Source organism: Nautilia abyssi, assembly GCF_055388085.1.
This window is the reverse complement of record NZ_AP042376.1, coordinates 137,780-162,125: the sequence shown is the minus strand read 5'-3', so window position 1 is coordinate 162,125 and position 24,346 is coordinate 137,780. Positions and strand designations below refer to the sequence as shown.

Annotated in this window: 25 protein-coding genes and 1 tRNA gene; 5 read left to right on the top strand and 21 right to left on the bottom strand. The window is 34.4% G+C overall.

Annotated elements, in window-relative coordinates:
• Positions 1–21: 21 nt before the first annotated feature.
• Positions 22–120 (bottom strand) — tRNA-Sec (locus ACZ5EP_RS00785).
• A 181-nt stretch (positions 121–301) separates the two neighbouring features.
• Between ACZ5EP_RS00785 and ACZ5EP_RS00780 the strand changes: the two genes are divergently transcribed.
• Positions 302–646 (top strand): hypothetical protein, encoded by a 345-nt coding sequence (locus ACZ5EP_RS00780; protein WP_127681221.1) that lies wholly within the window; start codon positions 302–304, stop codon positions 644–646.
• Between the two features lie 94 nt (positions 647–740).
• Here the strand turns inward: ACZ5EP_RS00780 and ACZ5EP_RS00775 are convergent, their stop codons facing one another.
• Positions 741–1,085, bottom strand: coding sequence for a hypothetical protein (locus tag ACZ5EP_RS00775; RefSeq protein ID WP_127681223.1), 345 nt, complete (start codon positions 1,083–1,085; stop codon positions 741–743).
• 311 nt (positions 1,086–1,396) lie between these two features.
• On the opposite strand from ACZ5EP_RS00775, the gene thrS reads away from it, so the two are divergent.
• The 3 genes from thrS to ACZ5EP_RS00760 all read left to right on the top strand — a co-directional run bounded on the left by thrS (position 1,397) and on the right by ACZ5EP_RS00760 (position 5,076).
• On the top strand, positions 1,397–3,232 hold the full coding sequence (gene thrS / locus ACZ5EP_RS00770) for a threonine--tRNA ligase (RefSeq protein WP_464509032.1): 1,836 nt from the start codon (positions 1,397–1,399) through the stop codon (positions 3,230–3,232).
• Positions 3,229–3,765, top strand: a complete 537-nt coding sequence (gene infC / locus ACZ5EP_RS00765) for a translation initiation factor IF-3 (protein WP_127681227.1) — start codon at positions 3,229–3,231, stop codon at positions 3,763–3,765. Before thrS ends, infC begins: the two co-directional genes overlap by 4 nt.
• A gap of 75 nt (positions 3,766–3,840) precedes the next feature.
• Positions 3,841–5,076, top strand: a complete 1,236-nt coding sequence (locus tag ACZ5EP_RS00760; protein ID WP_464509030.1) for a diguanylate cyclase — start codon at positions 3,841–3,843, stop codon at positions 5,074–5,076.
• On the opposite strand, the gene fliY is transcribed toward ACZ5EP_RS00760, so the two are convergent.
• The 10 genes from fliY to aroQ are packed head-to-tail and all read right to left on the bottom strand — an operon-like array spanning position 5,077 to position 12,311.
• Entirely contained in the window at positions 5,077–5,889 is an 813-nt protein-coding gene (fliY, locus tag ACZ5EP_RS00755) for a flagellar motor switch protein FliY (protein WP_127681229.1), read from the bottom strand. It lies immediately after the preceding gene.
• 7 nt (positions 5,890–5,896) lie between these two features.
• On the bottom strand, positions 5,897–6,952 hold the full coding sequence (gene fliM / locus ACZ5EP_RS00750; RefSeq protein ID WP_464509029.1) for a flagellar motor switch protein FliM: 1,056 nt from the start codon (positions 6,950–6,952) through the stop codon (positions 5,897–5,899).
• Positions 6,945–7,634 (bottom strand): RNA polymerase sigma factor FliA, encoded by a 690-nt coding sequence (locus tag ACZ5EP_RS00745; RefSeq protein WP_127681231.1) that lies wholly within the window; start codon positions 7,632–7,634, stop codon positions 6,945–6,947. Before ACZ5EP_RS00745 ends, fliM begins: the two co-directional genes overlap by 8 nt.
• Positions 7,631–7,966 carry a hypothetical protein gene (locus ACZ5EP_RS00740; protein ID WP_464509026.1) on the bottom strand — a complete coding sequence of 112 codons (336 nt, stop codon included), beginning with the start codon at positions 7,964–7,966 and terminating at the stop codon, positions 7,631–7,633. Before ACZ5EP_RS00740 ends, ACZ5EP_RS00745 begins: the two co-directional genes overlap by 4 nt.
• Positions 7,967–7,975: 9 nt before the next feature.
• Positions 7,976–8,842 (bottom strand): MinD/ParA family protein, encoded by an 867-nt coding sequence (locus ACZ5EP_RS00735; RefSeq protein WP_464509025.1) that lies wholly within the window; start codon positions 8,840–8,842, stop codon positions 7,976–7,978.
• Positions 8,839–10,095: a flagellar biosynthesis protein FlhF gene (gene flhF, locus ACZ5EP_RS00730; protein WP_464509023.1), complete on the bottom strand. Its 1,257-nt coding sequence runs from the start codon at positions 10,093–10,095 to the stop codon at positions 8,839–8,841. Before flhF ends, ACZ5EP_RS00735 begins: the two co-directional genes overlap by 4 nt.
• Position 10,096: 1 nt before the next feature.
• Positions 10,097–10,597, bottom strand: a complete 501-nt coding sequence (folK, locus tag ACZ5EP_RS00725; protein WP_127681235.1) for a 2-amino-4-hydroxy-6-hydroxymethyldihydropteridine diphosphokinase — start codon at positions 10,595–10,597, stop codon at positions 10,097–10,099.
• A gap of 3 nt (positions 10,598–10,600) precedes the next feature.
• A complete protein-coding gene (locus ACZ5EP_RS00720; protein WP_168175725.1) occupies positions 10,601–10,765 on the bottom strand; it encodes a hypothetical protein in 165 nt (54 codons plus the stop codon).
• Between the two features lie 16 nt (positions 10,766–10,781).
• The gene (locus tag ACZ5EP_RS00715; protein WP_464509021.1) at positions 10,782–11,795 is read right to left on the bottom strand and encodes a M24 family metallopeptidase; all 1,014 of its coding nucleotides are present in this window, start codon (positions 11,793–11,795) and stop codon (positions 10,782–10,784) included.
• A gap of 24 nt (positions 11,796–11,819) precedes the next feature.
• Positions 11,820–12,311 (bottom strand): type II 3-dehydroquinate dehydratase, encoded by a 492-nt coding sequence (aroQ, locus tag ACZ5EP_RS00710; protein WP_127681237.1) that lies wholly within the window; start codon positions 12,309–12,311, stop codon positions 11,820–11,822.
• Between the two features lie 74 nt (positions 12,312–12,385).
• Between aroQ and mqnF the strand changes: the two genes are divergently transcribed.
• A complete protein-coding gene (mqnF, locus tag ACZ5EP_RS00705; RefSeq protein ID WP_464509020.1) occupies positions 12,386–13,600 on the top strand; it encodes an aminofutalosine deaminase family hydrolase in 1,215 nt (404 codons plus the stop codon).
• On the opposite strand, the gene ACZ5EP_RS00700 is transcribed toward mqnF, so the two are convergent.
• The 9 genes from ACZ5EP_RS00700 to ACZ5EP_RS00660 all read right to left on the bottom strand — a co-directional run bounded on the left by ACZ5EP_RS00700 (position 13,601) and on the right by ACZ5EP_RS00660 (position 24,319).
• Positions 13,601–14,218: an OmpA family protein gene (locus tag ACZ5EP_RS00700; protein WP_464509019.1), complete on the bottom strand. Its 618-nt coding sequence runs from the start codon at positions 14,216–14,218 to the stop codon at positions 13,601–13,603.
• Positions 14,219–14,228: 10 nt separating this feature from the next.
• Positions 14,229–16,388, bottom strand: a complete 2,160-nt coding sequence (locus tag ACZ5EP_RS00695) for an FtsK/SpoIIIE family DNA translocase (protein WP_464509018.1) — start codon at positions 16,386–16,388, stop codon at positions 14,229–14,231.
• Between the two features lie 28 nt (positions 16,389–16,416).
• Positions 16,417–19,026 carry a flagellar hook-associated protein FlgL gene (gene flgL, locus ACZ5EP_RS00690; protein ID WP_464509017.1) on the bottom strand — a complete coding sequence of 870 codons (2,610 nt, stop codon included), beginning with the start codon at positions 19,024–19,026 and terminating at the stop codon, positions 16,417–16,419.
• 112 nt (positions 19,027–19,138) lie between these two features.
• A complete protein-coding gene (gene xseA / locus ACZ5EP_RS00685) occupies positions 19,139–20,476 on the bottom strand; it encodes an exodeoxyribonuclease VII large subunit (protein ID WP_464509016.1) in 1,338 nt (445 codons plus the stop codon).
• 8 nt (positions 20,477–20,484) lie between these two features.
• Entirely contained in the window at positions 20,485–21,462 is a 978-nt protein-coding gene (locus ACZ5EP_RS00680; RefSeq protein WP_464509015.1) for an alanine racemase, read from the bottom strand.
• Between the two features lie 39 nt (positions 21,463–21,501).
• Positions 21,502–21,786 (bottom strand): 30S ribosomal protein S18, encoded by a 285-nt coding sequence (rpsR, locus tag ACZ5EP_RS00675; RefSeq protein ID WP_127681244.1) that lies wholly within the window; start codon positions 21,784–21,786, stop codon positions 21,502–21,504.
• Positions 21,787–21,796: 10 nt separating this feature from the next.
• Positions 21,797–22,282, bottom strand: a complete 486-nt coding sequence (gene ssb / locus ACZ5EP_RS00670) for a single-stranded DNA-binding protein (protein ID WP_464509012.1) — start codon at positions 22,280–22,282, stop codon at positions 21,797–21,799.
• Complete coding sequence (gene rpsF / locus ACZ5EP_RS00665) at positions 22,275–22,610, bottom strand: 30S ribosomal protein S6 (RefSeq protein WP_464509011.1); 336 nt, start codon at positions 22,608–22,610, stop codon at positions 22,275–22,277. Before rpsF ends, ssb begins: the two co-directional genes overlap by 8 nt.
• A 155-nt stretch (positions 22,611–22,765) precedes the next feature.
• Positions 22,766–24,319, bottom strand: coding sequence for a fatty acid--CoA ligase (locus ACZ5EP_RS00660; RefSeq protein ID WP_464509010.1), 1,554 nt, complete (start codon positions 24,317–24,319; stop codon positions 22,766–22,768).
• Positions 24,320–24,346 lie beyond the last annotated feature (27 nt).

Below are 24,346 nucleotides of genomic sequence, written 5' to 3'. Positions count from 1 at the left end.
CAGACACTTAGATACCATTAATGGCGGAAGGGGGAAGGAATCGAACCTTCCGGGCAGACAGTCACCTGCCGCCCCACCGGGTTTGAAGCCCGGGGTGTCCACCAGGATCACATCCCCTCCAAAGCAGGATTGTTATTTTACACAATAAATTTAAAAAATGCAAACATGAATAAACGGTCATGTTCCAAGATAGTAACAAAAATTATAACAACATTAAAATTTTTCTTATATTTTAACTTTTTTTTAATCATTGTGAAAATTATTTATTAGAATTTGATGAAAACAAAGAAAAGGAGCTTTTATGAAAATTTCTAAAATCGCATTAGCGGCAGTATTAGCAGGTGGACTTTTTATTACTACTGCATCTGCAGATTACAACAAAGGGTTCAAATATTACAATAAATACGTAAAGAAAAAATCCGGAGTAAAATCTACTCAGTTAATCAAAATTCTGGGAGTAAAAAGTCTTAACGATTTAGACAAACTGTTTGAAAACAACGGTAAGCCTTTAATTGAAAAATTAAAAGCGGCTGGAGAGGAAAAAGCGGCAAAAGCAATGCAAAAAGTTATAAAAAAAGGAAAATTAAAAGACGTTCATGACTTTTTAAGAGGAATTATGGAAGGAAAAATTCCGGCAGGATGTTAAATCCTGTTTCTTTTTATCTTTTGAGAGATAAGTGTCTGTCACTAAAATACTAATTTAAAAATGTAAGGCACAACCTGTGCCCTATTAAGCGTTATCAGCCAGCAGGAATTTTACCATTGAGCATACCTACTAAGAAATCTTGTAAATCTTTAAGTTTATGTTTCTTAGCAATTTTCTCAATGGCTTTTGCAGCTTTCTTTTTACCAAGTTTTTCTAATTTTGCAATTAGAGGTTTAGCATCATCTTTAAGTAATGCTTTCATTTGGTCAGGTGTTTGTACTCCAATAATTTTTAAGAACTGAGTACCTTTAATGTGGCTCATTCTTTTTACATATTTTTGGTAGTACTTAAACCCTTTGTTGTAGTCAGCGAAAGCTGCAGTCACGCTAACACTTGCAAGTAGCAAACCTGCTACAAAAATCTTTGCAAAGCGTCTCATAGTTTCTCCTTTTATGAATATAGGTTCAGTTTATTTTAAATAAACGAACCTTCATCGTAATTATAAACCTCAAAACTTAAATAAAACTTAATATAAGTTCAAATTATAAAAAGGCCTATTTTATTCTTTTTCATTTCTATGCTGATACTTACAGAGATTATGTGTTGACATTAAATTTTTATTAAGCTAAAATTCAACTAAAAAAGGAGAATGCAATAAATAAGGAGACTCTTGAATAATCTATTTTCTTCATATCTACAAATCAACAATCCTCATTTAATTAATTCTTCAATAAATAAAAAGGAATTTTAATGCAACAAGATGTTATTGCTTTAAAAATCGACGATCAGGTAATTGATCTTCAAACAGCGGAAGCTAAAGGCATTGAAGGCGGAGAGCCTGTATATTTTGACAATTCGCCCGAAGCACTCGAAGTAATCAGACATTCTGCCGCTCATCTTATGGCTCAGGCTATAAAAGAACTTTATCCGGAAGCTAAATTCTATGTCGGCCCTACAATCGAAAACGGATTTTATTACGACCTAAAAACAGACACTCCTATTACCGATAAAGATTTAAAAAACATAGAAAAGAAAATGAAAGCCCTTGCCAAGAAAAAATTCGATATTACAAGATACGAAATTTCTAAAGAAGAAGCAAGGGAAAAATTTAAAAACGACGAATTGAAAAAGGCCGTTCTTGATATGATTCCGGGAGATACGGTATCCATTTACAAACAGGGAGATTTTGAAGATTTATGTAGAGGCCCTCACGTGCCGAACACTAAATACCTCCATAACGTAAAACTTCAAAAAGTATCCGGTGCATATTTAGGAGGCGATTCTAAAAATGAGATGCTAACCCGTGTATACGGAACAGCGTTTGCCACAAAAGAAGCACTTCAGGAATATCTCAAAATGCTTGAAGAAGCTGCAAAAAGGGATCACAGAAAACTTGGAACTGAATTAGATCTTTGGATGTTTGACGAAGAAGTCGGAGCAGGTATGCCTATATGGCTTCCAAACGGCGCCCTTCTTAGGGCAAACCTTGAAAAACTGCTCTATTCTGCACACATTAGACGCGAATATCTGCCTGTAAGAGGTCCTGAGCTTCTTAGAAGCCATATGTGGAAAATTTCAGGACATTATTATAACTACAAAGAAAATATGTACTTTACTGAAATTGAAAACGACGATCCTGAAAAACCTGCAGACGAATACGGAATTAAACCTATGAACTGTTTAGCCCACGTAAAAATTTTCGGTCATAAGGTAAGAAGCTATAAAGAACTTCCTCTTAGACTTTTCGAATTCGGAACAGTACACAGACATGAAAAAAGCGGAGTGCTTCACGGACTGCTCAGAGTTAGGGAGTTTACTCAGGATGACGCACATATCTTCTGTAGACCAGACCAGATTGAAGAAGAAGTTATTAAGGTGCTTGAATTCGTCGACTCTATAATGGAAAGATTCGGATTTAACTATGAAATGGAAATATCAACAAGACCAGAAAAATCAATCGGAAGCGACGAAATTTGGGAAAAAGCTACCGAATCACTTAAAAAAGCTCTTAATTCCCTAAACAGAGAATACGGAATAGACGAAGGCGGTGGAGCGTTTTACGGACCGAAAATCGATATCAAAATCACAGACGCAATTGGCAGAAAATGGCAGTGCGGAACTATACAGGTGGATTTTAACCTGCCTGAAAGATTCGACATCACATACGTAGATGAAAACAACGAAAGAGTAAGACCTGTAATGATTCACAGAGCTATTATAGGAAGCTTTGAAAGATTTATAGCAATCCTTACAGAACATTATGCGGGTGAATTCCCTACATTCATAGCTCCTATAAAAGCTATATTCGTGCCGATTTCAGAATCACACGTAGAATACGCGAAAAAGCTTCAAAAAGAGCTTCTTGAAGCCGATATTAATACTGAAATATTTGCAAGCAACGATTCACTTAATAAAAGAATCAGAAACGCAGAAAAAAGAAGAGTCGGTTATGTTGTAATAGTCGGTGATGAAGAGGTTGAAACTGAAACAGTTGCAATCAGAGACAGAAAAAAAAGAGAACAATACAAAATGACAAAAGGAGAATTTGTGGAAATGATCAAAAACTTAAGCGAGGTTAAACTATGAGTAAAAAAGAAGATAAAGTACTAATTAACGAAGAAATTGTTGATTTAACAGACAGAGTAAGACTAGTTGACGGAGAAGGTGAGCCTAAAATCGTTGATTCAAACAAAGCTCTTGAAATTGCATATAATAAAGGACTGGATTTAGTTTTAGTGGCACCTAATGCAAATCCTCCCGTAGCTAAAGTAATGGATTACGGAAAATACAAATACGAACAGGAAAAAAAGAAAAAAGAAGCTAAGAAAAAACAGGTTAAAATAGAAGTAAAAGAAATCAAATTCACTTCTAAAATCCAGGAAAACGATATAAATTATAAAGTAAAACATATAAAAGAATTTCTTGAAAAAGGAAAACACGTAAAACTGAGAGTTTTCTTAAGAGGTAGAGAACTTGCCACGCCTGAAAAAGGATTTGAAGTAATCAACAGAGTATGGGATATGATAAGCGATGTAGCTGAAAAACAAAATGAGCCGAAACTTGAAGGAAACTATATAAACCTCTTAGTAACTCCAATTAAAAAGAAAACTAAAAAATAAAACTTCCTTCTTTCTTAACCCTCTTTTATTATAAATATGTTAATATATTGGTATATATATCAATAAAGGAACTTTATGCTCCCGCATAATAAAAAACTGCTTATTTATATAGCCGTATTGTTTATATTTTTATATAGTGTTATTGTAGTTTCTTTTTATTACATTCTTAACGATATAGCCATTAACCAAAACAAACAAAAACTTCATAACATACTTTTATACGAACAGGCACAAAAAAATTACGTAGACAAATATCAAAAGAAATTTATTTATTCCCTACAGCATCAAAACATACTTTCAAAAGAATTTTTTTCACCGGTATTAATGTCTGCCACATTTATAACAAGGCATACGTTGCAAGAGTATAACAAACTAAGAAAAAAAGAACATCTTCCTGAAATAAAATACAAAATTGCTTCAGACAATCCAAGAAACCCTGTAAATAAGGCAAATAAAAAAGAATTAAAACTTTTAAAAAAATTTAATAATAAAGAAATCGATATTTATTCAAAAAAAATTAAAATTAACGGAAAAGATTATATATATTACGCAATCCCGGTAGTACCAAACAACAAGTCTTGCATGAAATGCCACAGTAATCCTAATCTGGCTCCGGAAGATTTAATCAAAATGTATGGAAACAAAGCAGGTTTTCACGAAAAAATCGGTCATATCAGGGCATTGCTTTCATTAACTCTGCCTCTTGAAGAAGAATACACTTTTATTAAAAAAATAAGTTTCATTTTTAATCTAATTCTTCTCGGACTGTTTATCTTTACATATATAATTATCTATTTTATAATAAAAAAACTTGACAAAAAAGACAGACAGATCATCGAAAGTTCATATACGGATGAGCTAACCCAGATATTTAACAGAAAGAAATTCAATACCGATATCAAAAAAAACATGAAAAACTTTAATAAACTTTCACCATATCTGATGCTCATAGATATTGACCATTTTAAAAAAATAAATGATACTTACGGCCATCCGGTGGGAGATTACGTGTTAGAAGAACTTACTAAACTAATATCTGAAAACATCAGAAGCAACGATAAATTCTATAGAATCGGAGGTGAAGAGTTTGCAATAATCTCCACACAGAAAAACAACGAAAATGAAAGAATTTTTGCTGAAAAAATTAAAAATCTGATAGAAAAACACACTTTTGACAAAGTAGGCAATATAACAATAAGTATAGGCTTTACCAAATACCAGCCTGAAGAATCATATCACAACTGGTATAAAAGAGCGGATGAAGCTTTATATGAAGCAAAAAAAACAAGAAATACGATTATTGAAAAATAACTACTTTTTAAGAGAGTTTAATCTTTCTTCCCTGCTGCCTATCGAAGTAATCTGAATACCGAAGTTTCCGTCTACTATCACCACTTCACCTTCACCTATTTTTTTATCTTCAATTAAAATATCAAGAGGCTCTTTTGCAAGCTGGTTAAGTTCTACGATACTTCCTATATCCATTCCTATTACGTCTTTTAAAAGCATAATTTTACTGCCTATTCTAACTCTCAGCTGCAGTTTAATATCCAGAAGCATTTCAAGATTTTTCATTTCACCTTTTAAATCCGGATGTTTAGCCTGATGCTGTGCTTCTGCAGCCGCTTTTGAAGGCATCAGTTCGTCATATACGTTTTCATCAAACACAACCTGACAAACTTTAACCACATCATTTACCTTACATTCCATATTTATGGCATATGCGTATTCGCTAAGGTCTTCTTCTTTGTCTACAAAAAACACATTTGTTATTTCAAAATCCAGATTCGGCATATTGTCCTGTGCGCCCAAAGTTGTTTTAAGCGCCCCGAACACATTTGAAATAATCTCTTTTATTGCGTCTAAATCATCATCGTTCATTTCAGTTTTCGGAGTACCCTCACCCGCTAACATTAAATCACCGAGAGCAGTAGCAACTTCTGCGGGAACCAGGAACAGTATTTCCCCTTTAGGTTTTACTTTAATAACAATTTTTGCATAAGGAGGCTTTGTAGGACCTAAATCTTTAGTTTCGGACAACACCGAAACTTCAGGCGCTATTCCTATTAATCCTTCTATAGTGGATTTTATTTCGTTTATTAACAGTTCTTTAAACTCATTCACTTTCTTCTCATGTTATCTGTTCAAGTCTTTCTTTACGTTTTTGTTCCAGTTTTTGTAAAATTTCTTTTATTTCGTCATGTTCGGTTTTTAGGATTTCTTTTATTTTTATACTTCTTCTGTATCTTCTGACTCCAAATTCCGCCACAAATTTTTCTCTGCCGTCAACTTTTACAATAACGGTATCGTCTGCGGGCCTGTTCAGTTTGATTATATCACCGACTTCAAGATCCAAAACCTGATTCATATTAAGCTCAGCATATCCCAGAACTGCCTCAAGCTCTATTTTAGCACCTCTTAACAGCGCTCTTAATTCTTTATTTCTTGATTTTCTTCCGCTTGTTTCGTTAAGCATCAAATCTCTGTTTGCAAGTCTAGGAAGTAAAGATTCTATAGTGATTACCGGATAACATATATTCATCATACCGCTGGTCTGTCCTATTATGATTTCCATAATAACCATAATAACGATTTCGTTTTGAGCAACAATCTGTACTACGTTAGGAGAAGACTCTTTTGCTTCAACAATAGGATACAGATCCATAATAGGAGACCAAACTTCTTTCATATTCTGTGTTACTACTTTTAAAATCTGATCAAGCAGATTCAGTTCTATATCGGTAAATTCCCTTGTCGTATCAAAAGGGGCTCCGCTGCCTCCTAAAAGTCTGTCAATCATAGGAAAAACAATTGAAGGGTTAAGTTCTATAACACCTTTACCGTCCAGAGGTTTCAAAGAAAAAACGTTAAATGACGTAGGACTCGGAAGACTCATCAAAAATTCGCCGTAAGTCATCTGATCTACCGAATGCAGTTGTATTTCAACTATACTTCTCATTAAAGAAGAAATATCGCTTGCCAGACTTCTTGCCATTTTATCATGTATAGCTCTAATTGAACGAAGCTGTTCTTTGCTTACACGGTTAGGTCTTTTAAAATCGTATAGCGTTATCTGTCTGTTATCAAGTATATCGGACGCTTTATCAAGCTCGTCCGGTGCTATATCTTCTTCTTCAACAACTTCAAGTAGAGCGTCTATTTCTTCTTGTGATAGAATATCAGCCATTTAACTCTTTCCTTAATTTTTTAATTACGTTTTTATGAATTTGAGAAATTCTGCTTTCGGTAACACCTAAAATTTCGCTTATTTCTTTTAAAGAAAGCTCTTCGAAATAATAAAGCTGTATAATGAGCTGTTCTTTTTCACTCATTTTTTTTAAAACCTTTTTAATTGTTTCGATCAGCTCTTCTTCTTCTATTTTCATACTTACGTTTTCAAAAAAATTCATTTGCTCTTCAATAGGCATCACATTGTATATTTCACTGGCGTTTTTAGCCCGCCTTACTTTTTCAACATCAATGCCAAGCTGCTGCGCAATATATTCGTCATCAGGCTCAACATCATATTCAGCCTGATAACTTTCCACTATTTTTTCAATATCTTTTATAATCTTTCTGTCGCTTCTGCTGACCGTATCCAGACTTCTAAGAAAATCAAGCATGCTTCCGTATATTCTTTTTTGGGCATATCCCCAGAAATTATCGTTTTGCTTCGGATCATATCTTCTTGCAAGCTTTACAAGCTCTTCAAGTCCGATAGACACAAGATCGTTAAACTCCACACTGCTAGGAAGCCTTTCTTTAAGTCTGGCCGCCATTGCTTTTACGGCAGGCATATAATCCACCGCAAGTTCGTCTTTATATGTTTTTAAATTTTCCTCATAAGGATTATTCATTACCTGCGTCATGATTTATTCTTTATGATTTGTAATTCTTCTTCTTCAATCTGCTTAATAAACTCATAACTTTCAAGAATAAAATCTTCTTTTTTCTCTAATTCTTTTATCTGAACATCCAATATTTCGTCTATTTCGTGTTTGTTAAAATATATTACTTTTTTAATATCAAGATATTTAATAAAAAACGTTACACTGGCAAGTCCCAGTAAATAAAACAATGCGGTAATCAGTACAGTTGCGTATAAAAAATGTTCGAAATCGAGTTCATGCAGTATAGAAAATATGACACCTATAAAAAATCCGCAAGAAGCTAAAAAAAAGATAAAGTTTTCTCCTCTCATTTTTCACCTTTAAAATCCTGAAAATATTTTTCTGAAAAAGCGAGTAATGCCCTTTTCTTCTTCTAGCACTTTTCGTTCCGAAATTTTTGCTATCTTTCTTGCCACTTTAAAAATCTGCTCGCTTGGAGCCGAGAGAGGATCTTCTTTTACAAACAAAACTCTTTTAATAGACGAGTTTGTAACAAGTTTGTCCTTTTTAAGATATCCGATCATCTGCAGCCTGAAATCGCTGCTAAGATTGCTGTTTGCAACATTTTTTATTTTTGTAAAAATATTAATAGCCTCTTTTTCACTTGAAACTTCATTTAAAAGCATAAACGCAAGTTCTTTCTTTTCACTGATAATTTTAATCATTGCATACGCATCCGTAATTGCGGCCGGCTCCGGAACCGTTACAACGATTATATCATCTGCGGCATCAAGCCACATCTGTACTTTTTTATCGATACCGGCTCCAGTGTCTATAATGAAAAAGTCGTAATCATTTAAAAATTCCAGTTCGTTAAAAAAACGGCTTAAACTTACCTCATCGGCAAAATCCATAATTTCATCCCCGCTCTTACCCGGAATCAATACAAAGTCTTTTTCTATCTCAACGACTATATCTTTTAAAGAACATTCGTTTTTCAATACGTTATAAATATTTTTTTTAGCGTTAACCTTTAAAATAACATCTAAATTCGCAAGACCGATGTCAGCGTCAAAAAGAGCCACTTTAAATCCTAATTTATGAAGCGCGTATCCAAGGTTAGCGGTAACTGTGGTTTTACCAACCCCACCCTTACCGCTTGTTATCGCTATAAAACGTGTATTCTTAGGGCGTTTAATATTATCTGTCTGTAATAATTCTTTTAGTTTGTCTGCTTGAGTTTTCAATTAAACTCCTTATTTAATATACCTTTTAGTAAATAATCCGCCCCCGCCTCCATCAAATCATCCGGCACTTCCTGACCTATTGAAAAATAGCTCACAGGTTTTTTGGTGTCAAGAAGCAGCGAAAATATATTACCGTATGTTTTTGTTTCGTCAAGTTTTGTAAAAACAAACGTATCTATCGGCAGTATTGAAAAGTTTTTATAAATATCAACTAAATCTTCATATTTTGTAACCGCCGATAACACAAGATTGATATTTATTTCGGCAAATGTATCCACTTTCAAAAAACTCTTAAGTTTTTCAATTTTTTCTTTGTCGTGCTGAGAGCTCCCGACTGTGTCTATAAGAATATAATCATTGTGTCTGAGAGAATTCAGCGCATCTCCAAAATCGCTAGGATCAACCACTGTTTCAATAGGCAGCCTCATCATCTTGGCATAAGTCATAAGCTGTTCTACCGCACCTATTCTGTATGTGTCAAGGGTAATAATTCCGACTTTATGTCTTTGAGAAAGTTTATATGCATATCTGGCCGCAAGTTTTGCGATAGTAGTCGTTTTACCTACCCCAGTAGGCCCTACAAACATCATTATTTTTTTATGCGGCGGTCTTACTTCCCTTTCTACCCTTATCGGAACCATTTTTTTTAGAAGCGTATGAAAATATCTTTTTATTGTTTCTCTGTTTTTTCTCATTTTAAGAGGCATATATTTGATAGTGAGTTTCATTATTTCGTCAAGATGTTTTTCGCTCATTCCGCTTGCTCGTGAAAGAGCATATATTTCACTAAATTCTGGAGGCAGCTCCAATTCGTTATTGTTTACCATATCCCATACAGTTGCCTGTAAAAATTTAAGCGTATCGGCTATTTGCGATATCTGGTTTTTAAGAGCTATAATATCTTCGCTCTTTTGAGGTCCTAAAGGATTTGAATGTACGGCTGTCGCCGTATTTTGTGTATGTGAAGCGTATTCATAACTTTTTTCGTCATCGGAAAGAGAAGAAATCTCTTTTGCCGCACTGCTGAGTTTAAGCATAACTTCTTTTACATGTTCTTCGTCACTCGTAACGTTTTTGCGTGGTTTAATATTTTCTTCTTCTATTGCAACCACTATTTCATACAGCCCTTGAGAAGTTAAAGTTTTTTTCTTTATTTCCTTGCTTGAGACAATAACAACGTCATCTCCGAGTTCTTCTTTAACTTTATTCAATGCTTCTGTATATGTCGGTGCGGTAAAAGTTTTTAGTTTCAATTTAATCCTTTAATGCAAGTGGTACTAAAACTGAATCCCTTTTTTTGTAATACGGGTGCGGCAAAATTAATCTTTTTTTATTTATTTTAACATTATTATACAATATTATATCTAAATCTAGCGTTCTTGGCGCATTTTTAAAGCTTCTTTTCCTTCCGAATTTCTTTTCCGTATACAATAAAAACCTTAAAAGCTCGCAAGGTGAAAAATCTGTTTTTATTACCATTACGGAATTATAAAAATCCGGCTGGTTTAAATACCCGAAAGGCGGATTTTTATAAATAATTGAAGTCTGAACAATATCTATTTTAGGATGTTGCCGTAAAAAAATATACAGTTTTTTAAACCTTCTTATACAGTTGCCGAGATTACAGCCTATTCCGATTAAAGCCGCATTTTTTTTCCTGCTTTTTTTGATTTTTGCCGGGAAAAACACGGTTTTGATTATTTTTATATTTTTGTTGTTCCGGTTTTTTTCAGTTGCCAACTTTCCACACTCCATTTTTTATTTAGGCATGCCTCTTCCGGCTATATATCCGTAAATTCTTCTTATTATTCTTTTTATGATAGGAGTGAAATCGCCTTTTTTTATTGCTCTTTTTATAGCATTCACATCCCCTAAATATTTTGCCGTTTTATAAAGTACCGTTCTGATTTTGCTTATACTCATAATATCCCCCTGTTTTTTACCACTCGCTTAATACTTCTACTTTACCGTCATGCGTAATCATAACCATATCTTCAATTCTTACTCCGAATTCTCCCGGAAGATAAATGCCCGGTTCAACGGTAAACACCATACCCTCTTGTATTTTTATTCTGTTTTTTGAATTTACGTAAGGCCATTCATGTATATCCAGCCCAACTCCGTGCCCGAGTGAATGAACAAAATAATCACCGAACCCTTCTTTTGCGATAACATCTCTTGCTATTTTATCAAGTTCCCATATTTCCATGCCTATTTTTATATTTTCTATAGCTTTTAACTGCGCTTTTAATACGGTGTCGTATACTCTTTGTATTTTTTTATCTTTAAATTTCTGATATTTACTCATGGAGATATGTTTACCGATATGTACCGTTCTTGTTCTGTCCGAACAGTATCTTTTATATTTAATACCCGCATCAAGTAGCAAAAGATCATTTTTCTTAAGCTTTTTATTACTTACTTTTGCATGGGGCTTAGCTGCATTTTCGTTTACTGCCACTATAGGTTCGAAACTCAGCTCTCTTCTTCCTCTTTTTGTCAGAAACTCTTTAAACCTGTAAGAAAGCTCGTATTCGTCAATACCAGTATCTATAGCCGAAATAAAGTCATCAAAAGCTTTTGCGCCTTTTTTAACAGCTTTTTTTATAATATGAAGCTCCTGATCGGTTTTAATCATTCTTTTTTTATGGGAAAAATATTTTTCTTCTTTTATATTTGCAACTTTAGAAAGTTTTCTGTAGGAATCAATATCCCAGTTTAAAGGGTCAAGCACTATTCTTTTAATTTTGTGTTTTAAAATAAGCTCTTTTGCCTTTTTTAATAAATCCCTGGCTTCAATAACCTCGGCCTGGGCTTCTTCTTTTGCTTCTAATGTATATCTACCGTCGGTTATTACATATCTGTAATCGCCCAACTTTAAAAAAACGGCATTATCGCTGCTCCATCCGCATTCATAATAAATTTCATTTTCTTTATTTACAATATAATCCATTATATGGCCTTAAAAAACGGCGGCTTATTGTTTAGCCGCCTCTGCCTGGGCTTTAGCCTGAGCTTCTTTAGCCATTTTTATTTCATTTAAAATTTGAATCATTGCAATTAGACCCAAATGATAGCTAAACGGACCGAATCCGCTGATTGTTCCTCCGACGATATCAGAAATTAAAGATTTTTGTCTAAACTCTTCTCTTGCCGCAATATTTGAAAGATGAACTTCTATTGTAGGTAGATTTACAGCTTTAATCGCATCTCTTACAGCTATAGAATAATGTGTAAGCGCCGCAGGATTTATAATAATTCCATCAACGTTTTCATTCACGCTTTCCTGAATTGCGTCAACTATGTCACCTTCATGATTTGACTGATAAAATTCTATTTCAAAACCGTTTTGTTTAGCAAACGCTTCCATGTTTTTATTTATATCTTCCAATTTCATTGGACCGTATATATTCACTTCTCTTACACCTAACATGTTTAAATTTGGACCGTGTATAACTTTTATTTTCATAAAATCTCCTTTTTTTATGTTATTTTACTATAATTTGGCACAAGTTTTGCTACAAATTTAAAAAAGGACCGATTTTGATTAAATTAAAAGCCGATTACGTTCTGACTTTAAATGAAAAATATGAAATTATTAAAAACGGGGAAGTGGTCTTTGATGATAAGATCATAGACGTAGGAACCGATCTTGAATACGATTTAAAAGAAATCTACCTTGGAAAAAACTCAGTAATTATGCCTGCACTTATTAACACACATACCCATTTAGAATTCAGTTCTAACTATACACATTTGGAATACGGGGATTTTATGAGCTGGCTCAATTCAGTTTTAGAACACCGAGAAGATCTTTTTCACGGATGTAAAAGCGAATGTTACAAATCGGCAATAAAAGAGATGAAAAAAAGCGGAATATGCGCATTCGGTCAGATAAGTTCCACCGGCAACGATCTTAAATACCTTAAACACTCTCCGTTAAAAGTCGTGTATTTTAATGAAATAATCGGTTCAAATCCTGCTGCCGTCGATATGATTTACCAGGATTTTCTGGCAAGAATAGAACAGTCAAAAGAAGTTAAAAATGATAAATTTAAAATCGGCCTTTCAATACATTCACCATATTCGGTTCATCCTATACTGATGAAAAAGGTTATTGAAATTGCAAAATCTGAAGATCTGCCTATACAGACGCATTTCATGGAAAGCAAGGCTGAGAGAAAATGGCTTGAAAACGGAGAAGGAGAATTTAAAATATTTTTTGAAAAACATTTCAAAAACGCCAAACCTTTAATAACTCCTCAAGAATTCATTGAACAGTTTGAAAACACCAAAACTACATTCATCCACTGTGTACACGCCAATGAAAAAGAACTTCAGAAAATAAACGAAATAGGAGGCTATATCAGCCACTGCCCTATTTCAAACAGACTTTTAAACGTAGGACTGTTAAATTTAGAAAGTGTAAAAAACTTCTCCATTCCTTATAATGTTGCAACAGACGGTAAAAGTTCAAACTTTTCTTTAAATCTGTTTAAAGAAATCAGGGCGGCTCTACTTATGCATACAGATCTGCATCCTAAATACCTTGCAAAAGACTTGTTAAAATCAGTCACTATAAACGCGGCTAGAGCTTTAAATTTAAACAACGGATCTTTAGAAAAAAACAAAGAGGCTGATATTATTACATTCAGACTGCCTAATAAAGTAGAAGATGAAGAACTGCTTCCGTTACAGATAATTCTCCATACCAATAAAGTGGATAATTTATATATAAACGGAAAAGAGGTAAAATAGTTATTTTTGATTTGTAATATTAACTATTTCCACCCTTCTGTTTAACGCTCTGTTTGTTTCTGTGGTATTAGGTACAAGAGGATATGCTTCTCCGTATCCTTTAGCAACAATTCTTTGAGGATTTATACCATAAACATTTACTAAAATCTTTTTAACAGCTTCCGCCCTTTTTTGAGAAAGTTTTAAATTATATTCTGCGGATCCGATATTATCCGTATAACCGGCAACTTCGATTTTTAAACTAGGATTGTTTTTTAAAATTTCCGCAACTTTTTTTAATTCGGGATAATATATTTTTTTAACTACGGCTTTATTAAAATCAAAATTTAATCTTAGCGTAGTAATTATAGGACATCCGTTATGGTCTACCAGCATATTAGCAGGCGTATTCGGACATTTATCAAAATTATCAGGCACTCCGTCTTTATCGCTGTCTTTAACAGGTTTACATTTTACAATTTTTATTACCGGTTTAGGCTTTGTATTATTATTTTCTCCCCATCCGGCAACTTTCTTATTCCCGGCCATATCTATTACTGAAGTAGCCATAGGTGTTTCCGCACATCCGGCTATAAATATTCCCGCAATGGCGGCAGTCGCGATGATTACTTTTTTCATTTTAATCCTTTCATATTAATATCTCTCTTTGACCTTTTGCGTTAGGAGAAGAGAGGATTCCCATTCTTTCCATTTGCTCTATAATATTAGCTGCCCTATTATACCCAATATTTAATCTTCTTTGAAGATATGAAATACTTGTTCTTTTCTCTTTAAGGATAATTTCTTTAGCTTCTTCGAACAGTTCGTCAAGTCCGTCTATTTCTTCAAGCATTTCGGTATCCTGCAAAGTGTTTACTATCATTGTATCATAATCGGCAATTCTCTGAGATTTTAAATACTCCACAACTTTTTCAATTTCCTCTTCACTGGTAAAAGGAGCGTGAAGCCTTATCAGACCCGTAATTCCCGGAGGAGTAAAAAGCATATCTCCGCGACCGAGAAGACTTTCAGCTCCAAACTGGTCAAGGATAACTTTAGAATCTATTTTCTGTCCGACTTTAAAACTTATACGGCTAGGAAGGTTGGCTTTAATAAGCCCTGTCACTACATCGACACTAGGTCTTTGCGTCGCAACAATAAGATGTATACCGCTGGCCCTTGCCATCTGTGCCAGTCTGGCTATGGAATATTCCACATCTTTACCGCTTGTCATCATTAAATCCGCAAGCTCGTCTATGATAATAACAATATAAGGCATTTTTTCGTTCTGAGAAACTTTTGCATTATAACCTTCTATGTTTTTAACTCTAGCGTTAGCCATCAGCTTATATCTTCTTTCCATCTCTTTTACCATTGAATTCAGAGCCATTATAGCCTTTTTAGGCTCGGTAATAACGGGGGTCAGCAGATGAGGGATATCGTTAAAAATTGAAAATTCAAGCATTTTCGGATCAATCATTAAAAACTTAAGCTCATCCGGAGAATTTCTGTATAACAATGAAAGAATCATTGCGTTTATTCCGACACTTTTACCGCTTCCGGTAGTTCCGGCTATTAAAAGATGCGGAAGCTTTTTCAGATCCGTTACAAAAGGTGCCCCAACTATATCTTTACCAAGCGCAAGCGTTAAAGGCGATTTGGCTTTTTTAAATATATCGCTTTCAAGTATTTCTCTTAAATATATCGTTTCCACTTTTTCATTTGGAATTTCTATCCCTACAACGTCTTTTCCGGGAATCGGCGCCTGAATACGGATAGACTGGGCTTTAAGAGCCATTGCAAGATCATCCTGAAGAGCCAGTATTTTAGATACTTTAATATGAGGAAGAGGTTTAAATTCAAACGTGGTAACTACCGGTCCAACATAATATCTTACCACGTCTCCTTCTATTTTAAACTGTTTTAACTTTTCTATTAAAATTTTTATTTTTTTATCTATTTCGGCTTCGTTTATCTCTTTTTTCCCCGACTTAGGTTTGCTTAAAAAATTCAAAGGAGGAAATTTCCAGTTTTTAGGTTTTTCCCTCTCCCCTGTTTCAATTTCGGAAAGAAGCTTTTTGGTATCCTCAAGCTCCTGAACATGCGTTACGTGATGGGCTTCTTCGTTTTTCACGTCGGCAGTATTTTCATTATTTGAAACAGCCTCATTATTTTTTTCCTGAACTATTTCATTATCTTTTGTTTCTTCTACCCTCAACACTTCTTCGTCGTCAAGTTCTATATTGCTTACATCGTTGTCAAAAGCAATCTCTTCCATTTCAGTTTTAGCATTATCACCGTTTTGAACAGTGTCTTTTTCGTAAACATCGCTTTCATATGTATCAGTATCCGAAACGGCACTCTTTTGAGCTTCTTTTTTTACATATCTTTTTTGATAAAAATTCAATATTTTATCTTCAAAAAGCAAAAAGAGACTCCACAAAAATATTACAAATATAAGCAGCCCGACACCGGCAACGCCTATATATGCTTTTAACGTATCTACAAAAAGATTTCCCAAAATACCTTTTGAAAACAGTGCCGACTGTAAAAACAGCAAATCAAAAAACAAAAATATACCGCCTAAAACCTTTATACTGACAGTCGCGTCAAATTTTTTCTTATAACCCAGATAAAGCAGTACAGCCAGTAAAAAAGGAAAGATATAAGAAAGATAACCGAAAAGTTTAAAATCGGCATTTCCTAAAAACTCCCCAACTTTTCCGACTATATGAGGTTGAGGAATAATTGTAGCTATTAATAAATAAACAGCAAAAGCAAAAAAGAAAATATAGATACTTTTACGCAAAATCAGACCTTTTTTAATCGTAATTTTATCACAAATAATTGAGTAGCGTTAAATTATTAATTTTAGCTACCGAAGCAAGCAAGGCCTGATAGGAAGTCTGAAGCGAGTTGAGTTTCATTGTAGCTTCGCCTATATCGGTATCTATATTGTCTGACTGAAGCTGCTGAACATTTAATTTCAGCATATCCGTTCTTTCTATTGTTAATTTAAATTCGTTGCTTACAGCACCTATTTTGGCGTGGCTTCTTCTGACGTGGTCTGTTACGTGGTCTATCGCCTCAATTGCGCCCTGAATTCCGAAACTTCTAGGATTTTTATCTCCGTCAGGATAAAAATTTCCGTTTTCCACCGCATCGATGGCTTTTTGCAGCGTTCCAAAAAAGTCAACCTGAGGTTCATCTACGGTAACAGCGTTATTCGCCTGAAAATAAAGAGAATTGTTATCCGTATACATACTTAAATCTATATTGCTCGGATTATTTGAATTGTCTTTTAAATAAAATCTCCCTTTATCATCCATACCTGCAGACACTTCCTGTTTTGCCGTATTCAAAGCTTTATTATAATCCTCGGCTGAATTAGAAGCCGGCAGATTTCCCGAAGTAATCATAGATATTACGTCACCGAGCTGCTGATAAGTCATTCCCTTGTCAAGTTTCTCTTTTGTGCATACCTCACAGGTACTTGGATCCATTTCAGTTGTGGTTGTTATTTTATCGTGGGCCGGAGTCAAACTTCCGTCAGGTTCATATATATCGAAAACCTCGTTAGAATCCCTTACACCGTCATTATTCAGATCTATCCAAAAGTTGCTTAAATGCCCGTCCGCATCCGGAGTGTCTCTTAAAGTTATAACCGCTGTTTTAAGATCTCCGTTTTTATCTCTGAATTTTACCTTAATCTCCTGAGGCATACTGCCGGTACCCATTGTATCCGCAATTACAGTATCGTTTTTTGCATATGTCTGTGCATCCGGGTTTTTTTCTACTATTTTTTCACCGTCTTTAAACACGGTTTTATAATCATTAACTATCTGGGACACATTGGAAGTTATTTCATTGCCGTTTTTATCCATGTAAATTTTGTCAAAATTAGAAACGTCACTGCTTGAAAACACTTCTAAAGAATTATTATTGGCATCAAAAGCGTTAATATTTAAACTTAATTTTGAACTGTCAGTCTGATCTATAGAATTGTCGGTAACTATCAGTTTTCCGTTTTCCAGACTGACACTTACATCGCCGAAATTATTTTTTATCTGATCCATTAAATCCTGCATTGTAGTAGTTGAATCAACGTTTAAAGTAACGTTTACACTGTTTCCGTCTGTATCCGTACCGCTTAACGTCAAGTGGTCCAGCGTTTGAATAGTACCGTCAGAATCCCTAACGCCTTTTTCTCCCAACACCTTATAAAGCGTGTCGCTCGGAAGCGCGTCTCTTTTTGTATCTATTGTTTTAAAATCGCTTCCGAATTTAAAAATCCTGTTGTCAAAATAACCGTTATTCGCACTGATTGAAGACAGGTTTCTGATAGTATTAAATCCGCTTTTTTGGAAAGCCACGGTATAATCCCCATTTTTGGCCAAATCATCTATACTCGGTTCATCTTTATCGCTTGCAACCATATAAAAATCAGTAAGCATTTTACCGCTCTGTACGTCTTTAACCTGAACTTCGCCCTGATCGTTCAGACTTACGTCGACTACTTTAGTAGTAGCCGTATTTCCGTAAAGCTCTCCTATTTTATTTAATAAATCGTTTACCGTATCCGAATTGGACATTGAAAATTTAGTATCTATTGAAGTTCCGTCCGGTTTTTTCCCTTTTATATAAAAATAACTGGTCCCGTCTTTATATGTATCGGTAGCAGGATCGTAAATATCCGAAACTCCTGTAAGCATTCTTATCTGAGAATCACCGGTTACGGGTGTGTTGATAGGGTTATCCTGAGAATCGGGCTCTTTTCCGTGTGCTTTTATATCTTTGTCAATATAAAGTTTCCCGTCGCTTCCTCTTACAACAAACTGAGGATTTGCTTTCATTTTATCATACTGTGGCATATTGGTTGAAATATGTTTTGAATAATCATTATCCCTTCCTAAAAATAAAGATGCACCGTCAATATTATATTCTCTCTCAACTCCGGCACCCAAATAAGCTTTTACTTTCGCATCGTTTCCCTGATACTGATAATTATCGTCAATAGGCTTTGTATTAAATTTACTGCCGCTGAAAAGATATTTTCCGTCTATAGATGTATTGGCCAAATCTTTTAAATGTTCCAGTTCTCCCTTTAACTCACTGACAATAGCTTCCCTGCTAGTATCATCATTTGTATCGTTTGCAGCTTTTAAAAGATTTGTTTTAAAACTTCCCAATGTCGTAACAAAATCATTAAGGGTGGTGTCAGTCTCATTTGCAAACGTTTCAGCAAAATTAGCCGAAGATTTTATCTGGGTAAATGAATTAAGTTCTTCATTTAATTTCAGATATTTTGTATACACTACGGGATCTTCATACATATTCTGAATTTTTTCCCCGGTAGATATCTGTGTTTGAACATTATTAAGAGCGCTCAACGTTCTTTGCTGGTCTAAAACAAAATTATTATATTGTGTAAATTGTGTAACTCTCATAATCCTTCCTTGGACTTTTTTGAAATAAAGCAATTTCTATTCCTAAATCGGCAAAAACAGTTTAAAATTTACATACTAAAGGCGTCTGACACCAATTCTCAATTCTCAATTCTCAATTCTCAATTCTCTCAAGCGCTTTTGATTTTATCAAAATTTCTGAATTGCTTACTTCAAAAATATCTCCGGCATTAATGTTTTTTAAATCAGCCCTTTTACCGTTTACCGTAACTTCGGCAAAACCTTTTTTTTCTCTTTTTTTAGGATTTAACGTATCATATGCGCTTTTAAGATTTTCAAGCTCTTTTCCTTTGGAATAGACAATCTGGGCGGTCTTTTTCTGAAAAGTCTCTTTTAAAAGCGTTATTTCATTTTGCAGAGTGTTTATTTTCATAACAGGCGAATGAATATTAAAACCGTTTTTCAGTTCGTTCAGTTCTTTTTCTTTTCTTTGAATGACAGAAAGATAAAAATGATTAAATTTTTTTAACAGAAATTCACATTCTTCCAATTTAATTTCAAGTTTCCTTAAAGGCGAATTAACGCTTAAAAGTTCTTTTAAATGCAAAAGCTCTTTTTCTTTTTTTTGCAGCAGATGCGAAATTTTATAAATAAACGTATTTTTCATTTCATCAAGCATCAGTAAAATTTCATTCTTATCCGGAAGGGCGATTTCCATGGCATTTGAAGGCGTTGCAGCTCTTTTATCCGCTACAAAATCACTTATCAGATAATCTATTTCATGCCCTACGGCCGAAATTACAGGCGTTTTGGCCTCAAAAATCGCATCGGCTACCGCTCTTTCGTTAAATGCCCACAAATCTTCTTTACTGCCCCCACCCCTTCCGACTATTATCAAATCAAAACCTTCACCGTCTTCAAAAAGATACTCATCCGCAAGTTTTATTTTATAAGCTATATCTTCTGCCGCACCGTCTCCCTGTACTAAAGCATTAAAAAGATAAAATTCGCTCAACAGCCATCTTTTCTGGGCGATTCTTAACATATCCTGCAGCGCCGCTCCCGTAGCGGATGTAACAATGGCAATTCTTTTAGGAAATCTCGGAATCGGCTTTTTTTTGTCTTCGTCAAAATATCCGAGACGGCTCAGTTCTTCTTTTAACTGTTCAAAAGCTTTTTGCAGTGCGCCTATCCCGCTCGGTTCAATACTCTGTGCTATGATTTTATACTCGCCTCTTGGCACATAAACACTTAAAGCTCCGTAAACATATACTTTTTCGCCTTCTGTAAGTTTAAATTTCATACGCGCAAGATTACTTCTCCACATTGCACAGTTTATTGATGAATTTTCATCTTTAAGTGTAAAATAAAGATGTCCCGAAGAGTGATACACAACCTTGCTGACCTCTCCTTCCACCAATACTATTTCGAAGTGCGACTCAACAATGCTTTTAATCTGATTATTAAGTTCTGTTACGCTGATTGCTCTCAATTTTTACCTTAATCTACTATTTTTCTCGGGATTCTAGGAGATATTTTTACAAGAATGTCATACGTGATGGTATCAAAATTTTTTACGAATTCCTTTACGTCGTCAAAAACAACCACTTCTTTTTCAAAATCACCTTCCACAATCATAGAATCCATTGATATTTTACCAAGCGCGTTTGTATTTTTTAATCTGCATCCGTTTTTAAAATACGGCAGACCGTCTCCATAGCCCATATCTACAGTCGTAACGCTTATATCCTTTTGAGACATAAATTTTTTATTATAGCCACATCCCTGTTTGTTTTTTAAAACTCTGTTCGAAATAACCCCGGCAACAGCTTCCATAACCGGTTTATACCCTTCTATTCCTCCGTAAAGCGCAATACCCGGTCTTACATAATCAAAAGTATCGGGAAGTTTATCTAATGCATATGAATTTGATATATGAAAATACGGTACACTAAAAGAGTTTTGCCTGCAAAAAGCCTCTGTTTGAGATTTTATCTCTTTAAATCTTTCATACTGTATAAAAACATCGTTTCCTGTCTCGTCCGCACAGCAAAAATGCGTAAAGACACCTCTGAGTTCAAAATTTTTTTCTTTAATTATTTCAAGCGCGGTTTTCAATTCGCTCATGAGAATTCCGTTACGGTGCATTCCCGTATCTATTTTCAGATGAATATACGGATGTCTGTTTTTTTTAAGCTGTTTTAATGAATTTATACAATATGAAATATTTTTTGCATTTCTTCCCGTTTTGGGGAAAAATACGATTATTTCCTCAAAAAAAGGTTTTACCATTTCAGCCTCATCCGTGTTTTTTACACAGACTTTTTTAATACCCCATTCGCTGAGCATTTTTGAAAAACTTATAATACCGTGCCCGTATGCGTTGTCTTTAATAACGGCAAGAATATTGGGATTTATTTGAGAGATTTTGTTTAAATTATAAAAAAGGTTTTGTTTATGCAGTAAAATTTTAGCCAACTGAAGCCTTTAATATTGGGGACAATCCCCAAAAGGGAATTATTTGCTTTTTAGAGGTTTGATTGCTTCGAAAGGATTTTCTACAACTTTGTGTCTGTCAACTACGTAAGGTATTAATGCAACCTGTCTAGCTCTTTTAATAGCTTTTGTAACCATATCCTGGTGTTTTTTACAAGTACCAGTAAGTCTTCTTGGCATAATTTTATATCTTTCTGATAAAGAATATTTAATTAAATCAAGATCTTTGTATCCGATGAAATCAACTTTCATTTCACAGTATTTACATCTTTTTTTTCCGTATTTTTTCTTTGGATCTGCTGCCATTATTTATCCTTTAAAATGGTATTTCTTCGTCATCTATATCGATTGACGGAATATTATTGTTTTGATTTTGTTTCTGCTGCATCTGAGGCTGCTGCGAAGCCGGCTGCTGATAAGCATTTTGCTGATTATAGTTATTAGTCTGATAACCGCCGGTTTCGTCACCGCTTGATTTGTTCTCCATAAACTGCACTTTTTCAGCAACTATAGAATGTTTGCTGCGTTTTTGCCCAGTCTGGTCAACCCACTGGTCTAAAACCAGTCTGCCCTCAATAAGAACGCGTCTGCCTTTTCTAAGATACTGATTGGCAATTTCCGCGCTTCTTCCGAATACCGTAATGTCAATAAACATTACTTCCTGTTTGTTTTCACCTGTAACATTGTCTTTGTATGTTCTGTTAGTAGCTAAGCCGAATTTGGCAATAGCGGTTCCCGTAGGAGTATATTTAAGTTCAACATCGCGTGTTAAATTTCCTACGAGAATAACTTTATTATACATTTTTTACCATCTCTTCCCAGCGTTTAATTTCTTTTTTGTTTTCATATTTAACAGTCATGAATCTTAATAAATCTTCGTTATATCTCATCTGTCTTTCAAGCTCAAGAACTGCGCTTGCAGGTGCTTTATAATAAATTATACTGTAATCACCTCTTTCGAATTTATCAATCGGATATGCTAGTTCTCTTACACCGATTTTATCTAATGCTGCTACTTCTCCACCGTTTTCTTTGATAACGTTTTGAATGTTTTCGATGTTTTTAGCCTTTTCTTCGTCTGTAAGTGTAGGCTTAAGAATGAACATCGTTTCGTAATGTCTTAAACTCATTAATTCTCCTTATGGCTTTTTAGCCCCTGCTTTTTGGAGCAAGGAGGCGTTTTTAAATTTTGAGGCGTAATTATACTATATTTTTTTTAAAATGTAAAATGTAAAAAATTAACCGTTATCATCATAATTATATAAGTATAAATTTCCTTTTCATTTTACCCTTTTATATATTCGTCTATTTTATCCCTTAACACCCTTTTTAAAACTTTACCCGTTGCGTTTTTAGGCAGTTCTTCCACAAAATATATATGTTTAGGCACTTTATAATTTGCAAGCTGAGATTTTAAAAATTTCTTAAGTTCTCCTTCTTTGACTTTAGCGTCTTCTTCAAGTTCAATAAACGCCACCGGAATTTCGCCGCTTTGTTCATCTTTCATTCCAACAACCGCACACTCTTTTACTCCGTTAAATTTAAGACAGATTTCTTCTATTTCCCTTGGATAAATATTCACCCCTTTGCTGATAATAAGGTCTTTTTTTCTGTCAAGAATATATAAGTATCCGTCTTCGTCAAGTTTTCCTATATCACCCGTTAGCAGCCATCCGTTTATAATAGTTTCTTCAGTAGCGTCTTCTCTTTTATAATATCCCTGCATTACGTTGTCACCTTTGACAATAATCTCTCCGACTTCTCCTATAGGCACTTCCATCAAATCGTCATTTACTATTTTAACTTTTACACCGGGTATTGCAGGACCTACCGAATAAGGTTTTTGAAGTTCAGGTCTGTTCACTGCGACAACCGGAGATGTTTCACTGAGCCCGTATCCTTCAAGAAGTTTTCCTTTTTTAAATTTTTTTGAAAATCTTTCAAGTACCTCACCAGGCAGCGCAGCAGCACCGGAAATATAAAATCTTACTTTATTAAACCAGTGAAAATAAAAAGGAAGTTTCGCACGGCTGAGAGCTGAATAAACATCAGGCACACCAGTAAAAATAGTAACTTTTTTAAGAAGTGTCTGTTTAATGATATTGCTAAAAGGCATTATAGACTTTATAATCACTACCGGAGCTCCGTAAAACATAGGCAGCATAATATTAACAGTCAGAGTAAAAGAGTGAAACATAGGAAGATATGCAATGAATCTGTCTTTATGATTCAGCTTTATAAGCTCGTTGACTCCGTATATGTTTGAAAAAATATTTTTATAGCTAAGCATTGCCCCTTTCGGCTTTCCGGTTGTTCCAGATGTGTAAATAATAAAAGCCAAATCGTCTATTTTAGGAAGCTCTGCTACTTCGTGAGATTCGAAATTTGAAAGAATTTCGCTAAAAGAAATATTTTCGCTGTCTACGTTTTTAATATCCCCTTCCCATATTATTTTTTTAATATTTGTTTTATTTCTTATATTTTTTAAATTATTTTCAAATTTGGCGCTTGCAACCATAAGTTGAGCTTCAACATCGTTTACAATATATGCTATTTCATCTTCTTTTAAGAAAGTATTTATCGGTACAGGTACCGCACCTATTTTTTGAATTCCCAAAAGAGCAACAATATATTCAATAGAATTTCCTACAAGAACAGGAACCTTGTCATATTTTTTAACGCCTAAAAATTCCAGTGTTCTTGCGAAAGTATCGACTTTCTTTTTTACCCTGCCCCAGGTGATTTTTCTGTCATCAATAAAATACGCCGTTTTTTTTGGAAATTTTTTTGCATTTTTTTCCAACACTTCGTAAAAATTATTAAATTCGTAATTAAACATACCATTCCTTTAATATATACTATCTTT

Coding starts and splice junctions, on each gene's coding strand:
- ACZ5EP_RS00780 (WP_127681221.1), top strand. CDS start 302: ATGAAAATTTCTAAAATCGCATTAGCGGCAGTATTAGCAGGTGGACTT.
- ACZ5EP_RS00775 (WP_127681223.1), bottom strand. CDS start 1,085: ATGAGACGCTTTGCAAAGATTTTTGTAGCAGGTTTGCTACTTGCAAGT.
- thrS (WP_464509032.1), top strand. CDS start 1,397: ATGCAACAAGATGTTATTGCTTTAAAAATCGACGATCAGGTAATTGAT.
- infC (WP_127681227.1), top strand. CDS start 3,229: ATGAGTAAAAAAGAAGATAAAGTACTAATTAACGAAGAAATTGTTGAT.
- ACZ5EP_RS00760 (WP_464509030.1), top strand. CDS start 3,841: ATGCTCCCGCATAATAAAAAACTGCTTATTTATATAGCCGTATTGTTT.
- fliM (WP_464509029.1), bottom strand. CDS start 6,952: ATGGCTGATATTCTATCACAAGAAGAAATAGACGCTCTACTTGAAGTT.
- ACZ5EP_RS00745 (WP_127681231.1), bottom strand. CDS start 7,634: ATGACGCAGGTAATGAATAATCCTTATGAGGAAAATTTAAAAACATAT.
- ACZ5EP_RS00740 (WP_464509026.1), bottom strand. CDS start 7,966: ATGAGAGGAGAAAACTTTATCTTTTTTTTAGCTTCTTGCGGATTTTTT.
- folK (WP_127681235.1), bottom strand. CDS start 10,597: ATGGAGTGTGGAAAGTTGGCAACTGAAAAAAACCGGAACAACAAAAAT.
- ACZ5EP_RS00720 (WP_168175725.1), bottom strand. CDS start 10,765: ATGAGTATAAGCAAAATCAGAACGGTACTTTATAAAACGGCAAAATAT.
- ACZ5EP_RS00715 (WP_464509021.1), bottom strand. CDS start 11,795: ATGGATTATATTGTAAATAAAGAAAATGAAATTTATTATGAATGCGGA.
- aroQ (WP_127681237.1), bottom strand. CDS start 12,311: ATGAAAATAAAAGTTATACACGGTCCAAATTTAAACATGTTAGGTGTA.
- ACZ5EP_RS00700 (WP_464509019.1), bottom strand. CDS start 14,218: ATGAAAAAAGTAATCATCGCGACTGCCGCCATTGCGGGAATATTTATA.
- flgL (WP_464509017.1), bottom strand. CDS start 19,026: ATGAGAGTTACACAATTTACACAATATAATAATTTTGTTTTAGACCAG.
- rpsR (WP_127681244.1), bottom strand. CDS start 21,786: ATGGCAGCAGATCCAAAGAAAAAATACGGAAAAAAAAGATGTAAATAC.
- ssb (WP_464509012.1), bottom strand. CDS start 22,282: ATGTATAATAAAGTTATTCTCGTAGGAAATTTAACACGCGATGTTGAA.
- rpsF (WP_464509011.1), bottom strand. CDS start 22,610: ATGAGTTTAAGACATTACGAAACGATGTTCATTCTTAAGCCTACACTT.
- ACZ5EP_RS00660 (WP_464509010.1), bottom strand. CDS start 24,319: ATGTTTAATTACGAATTTAATAATTTTTACGAAGTGTTGGAAAAAAAT.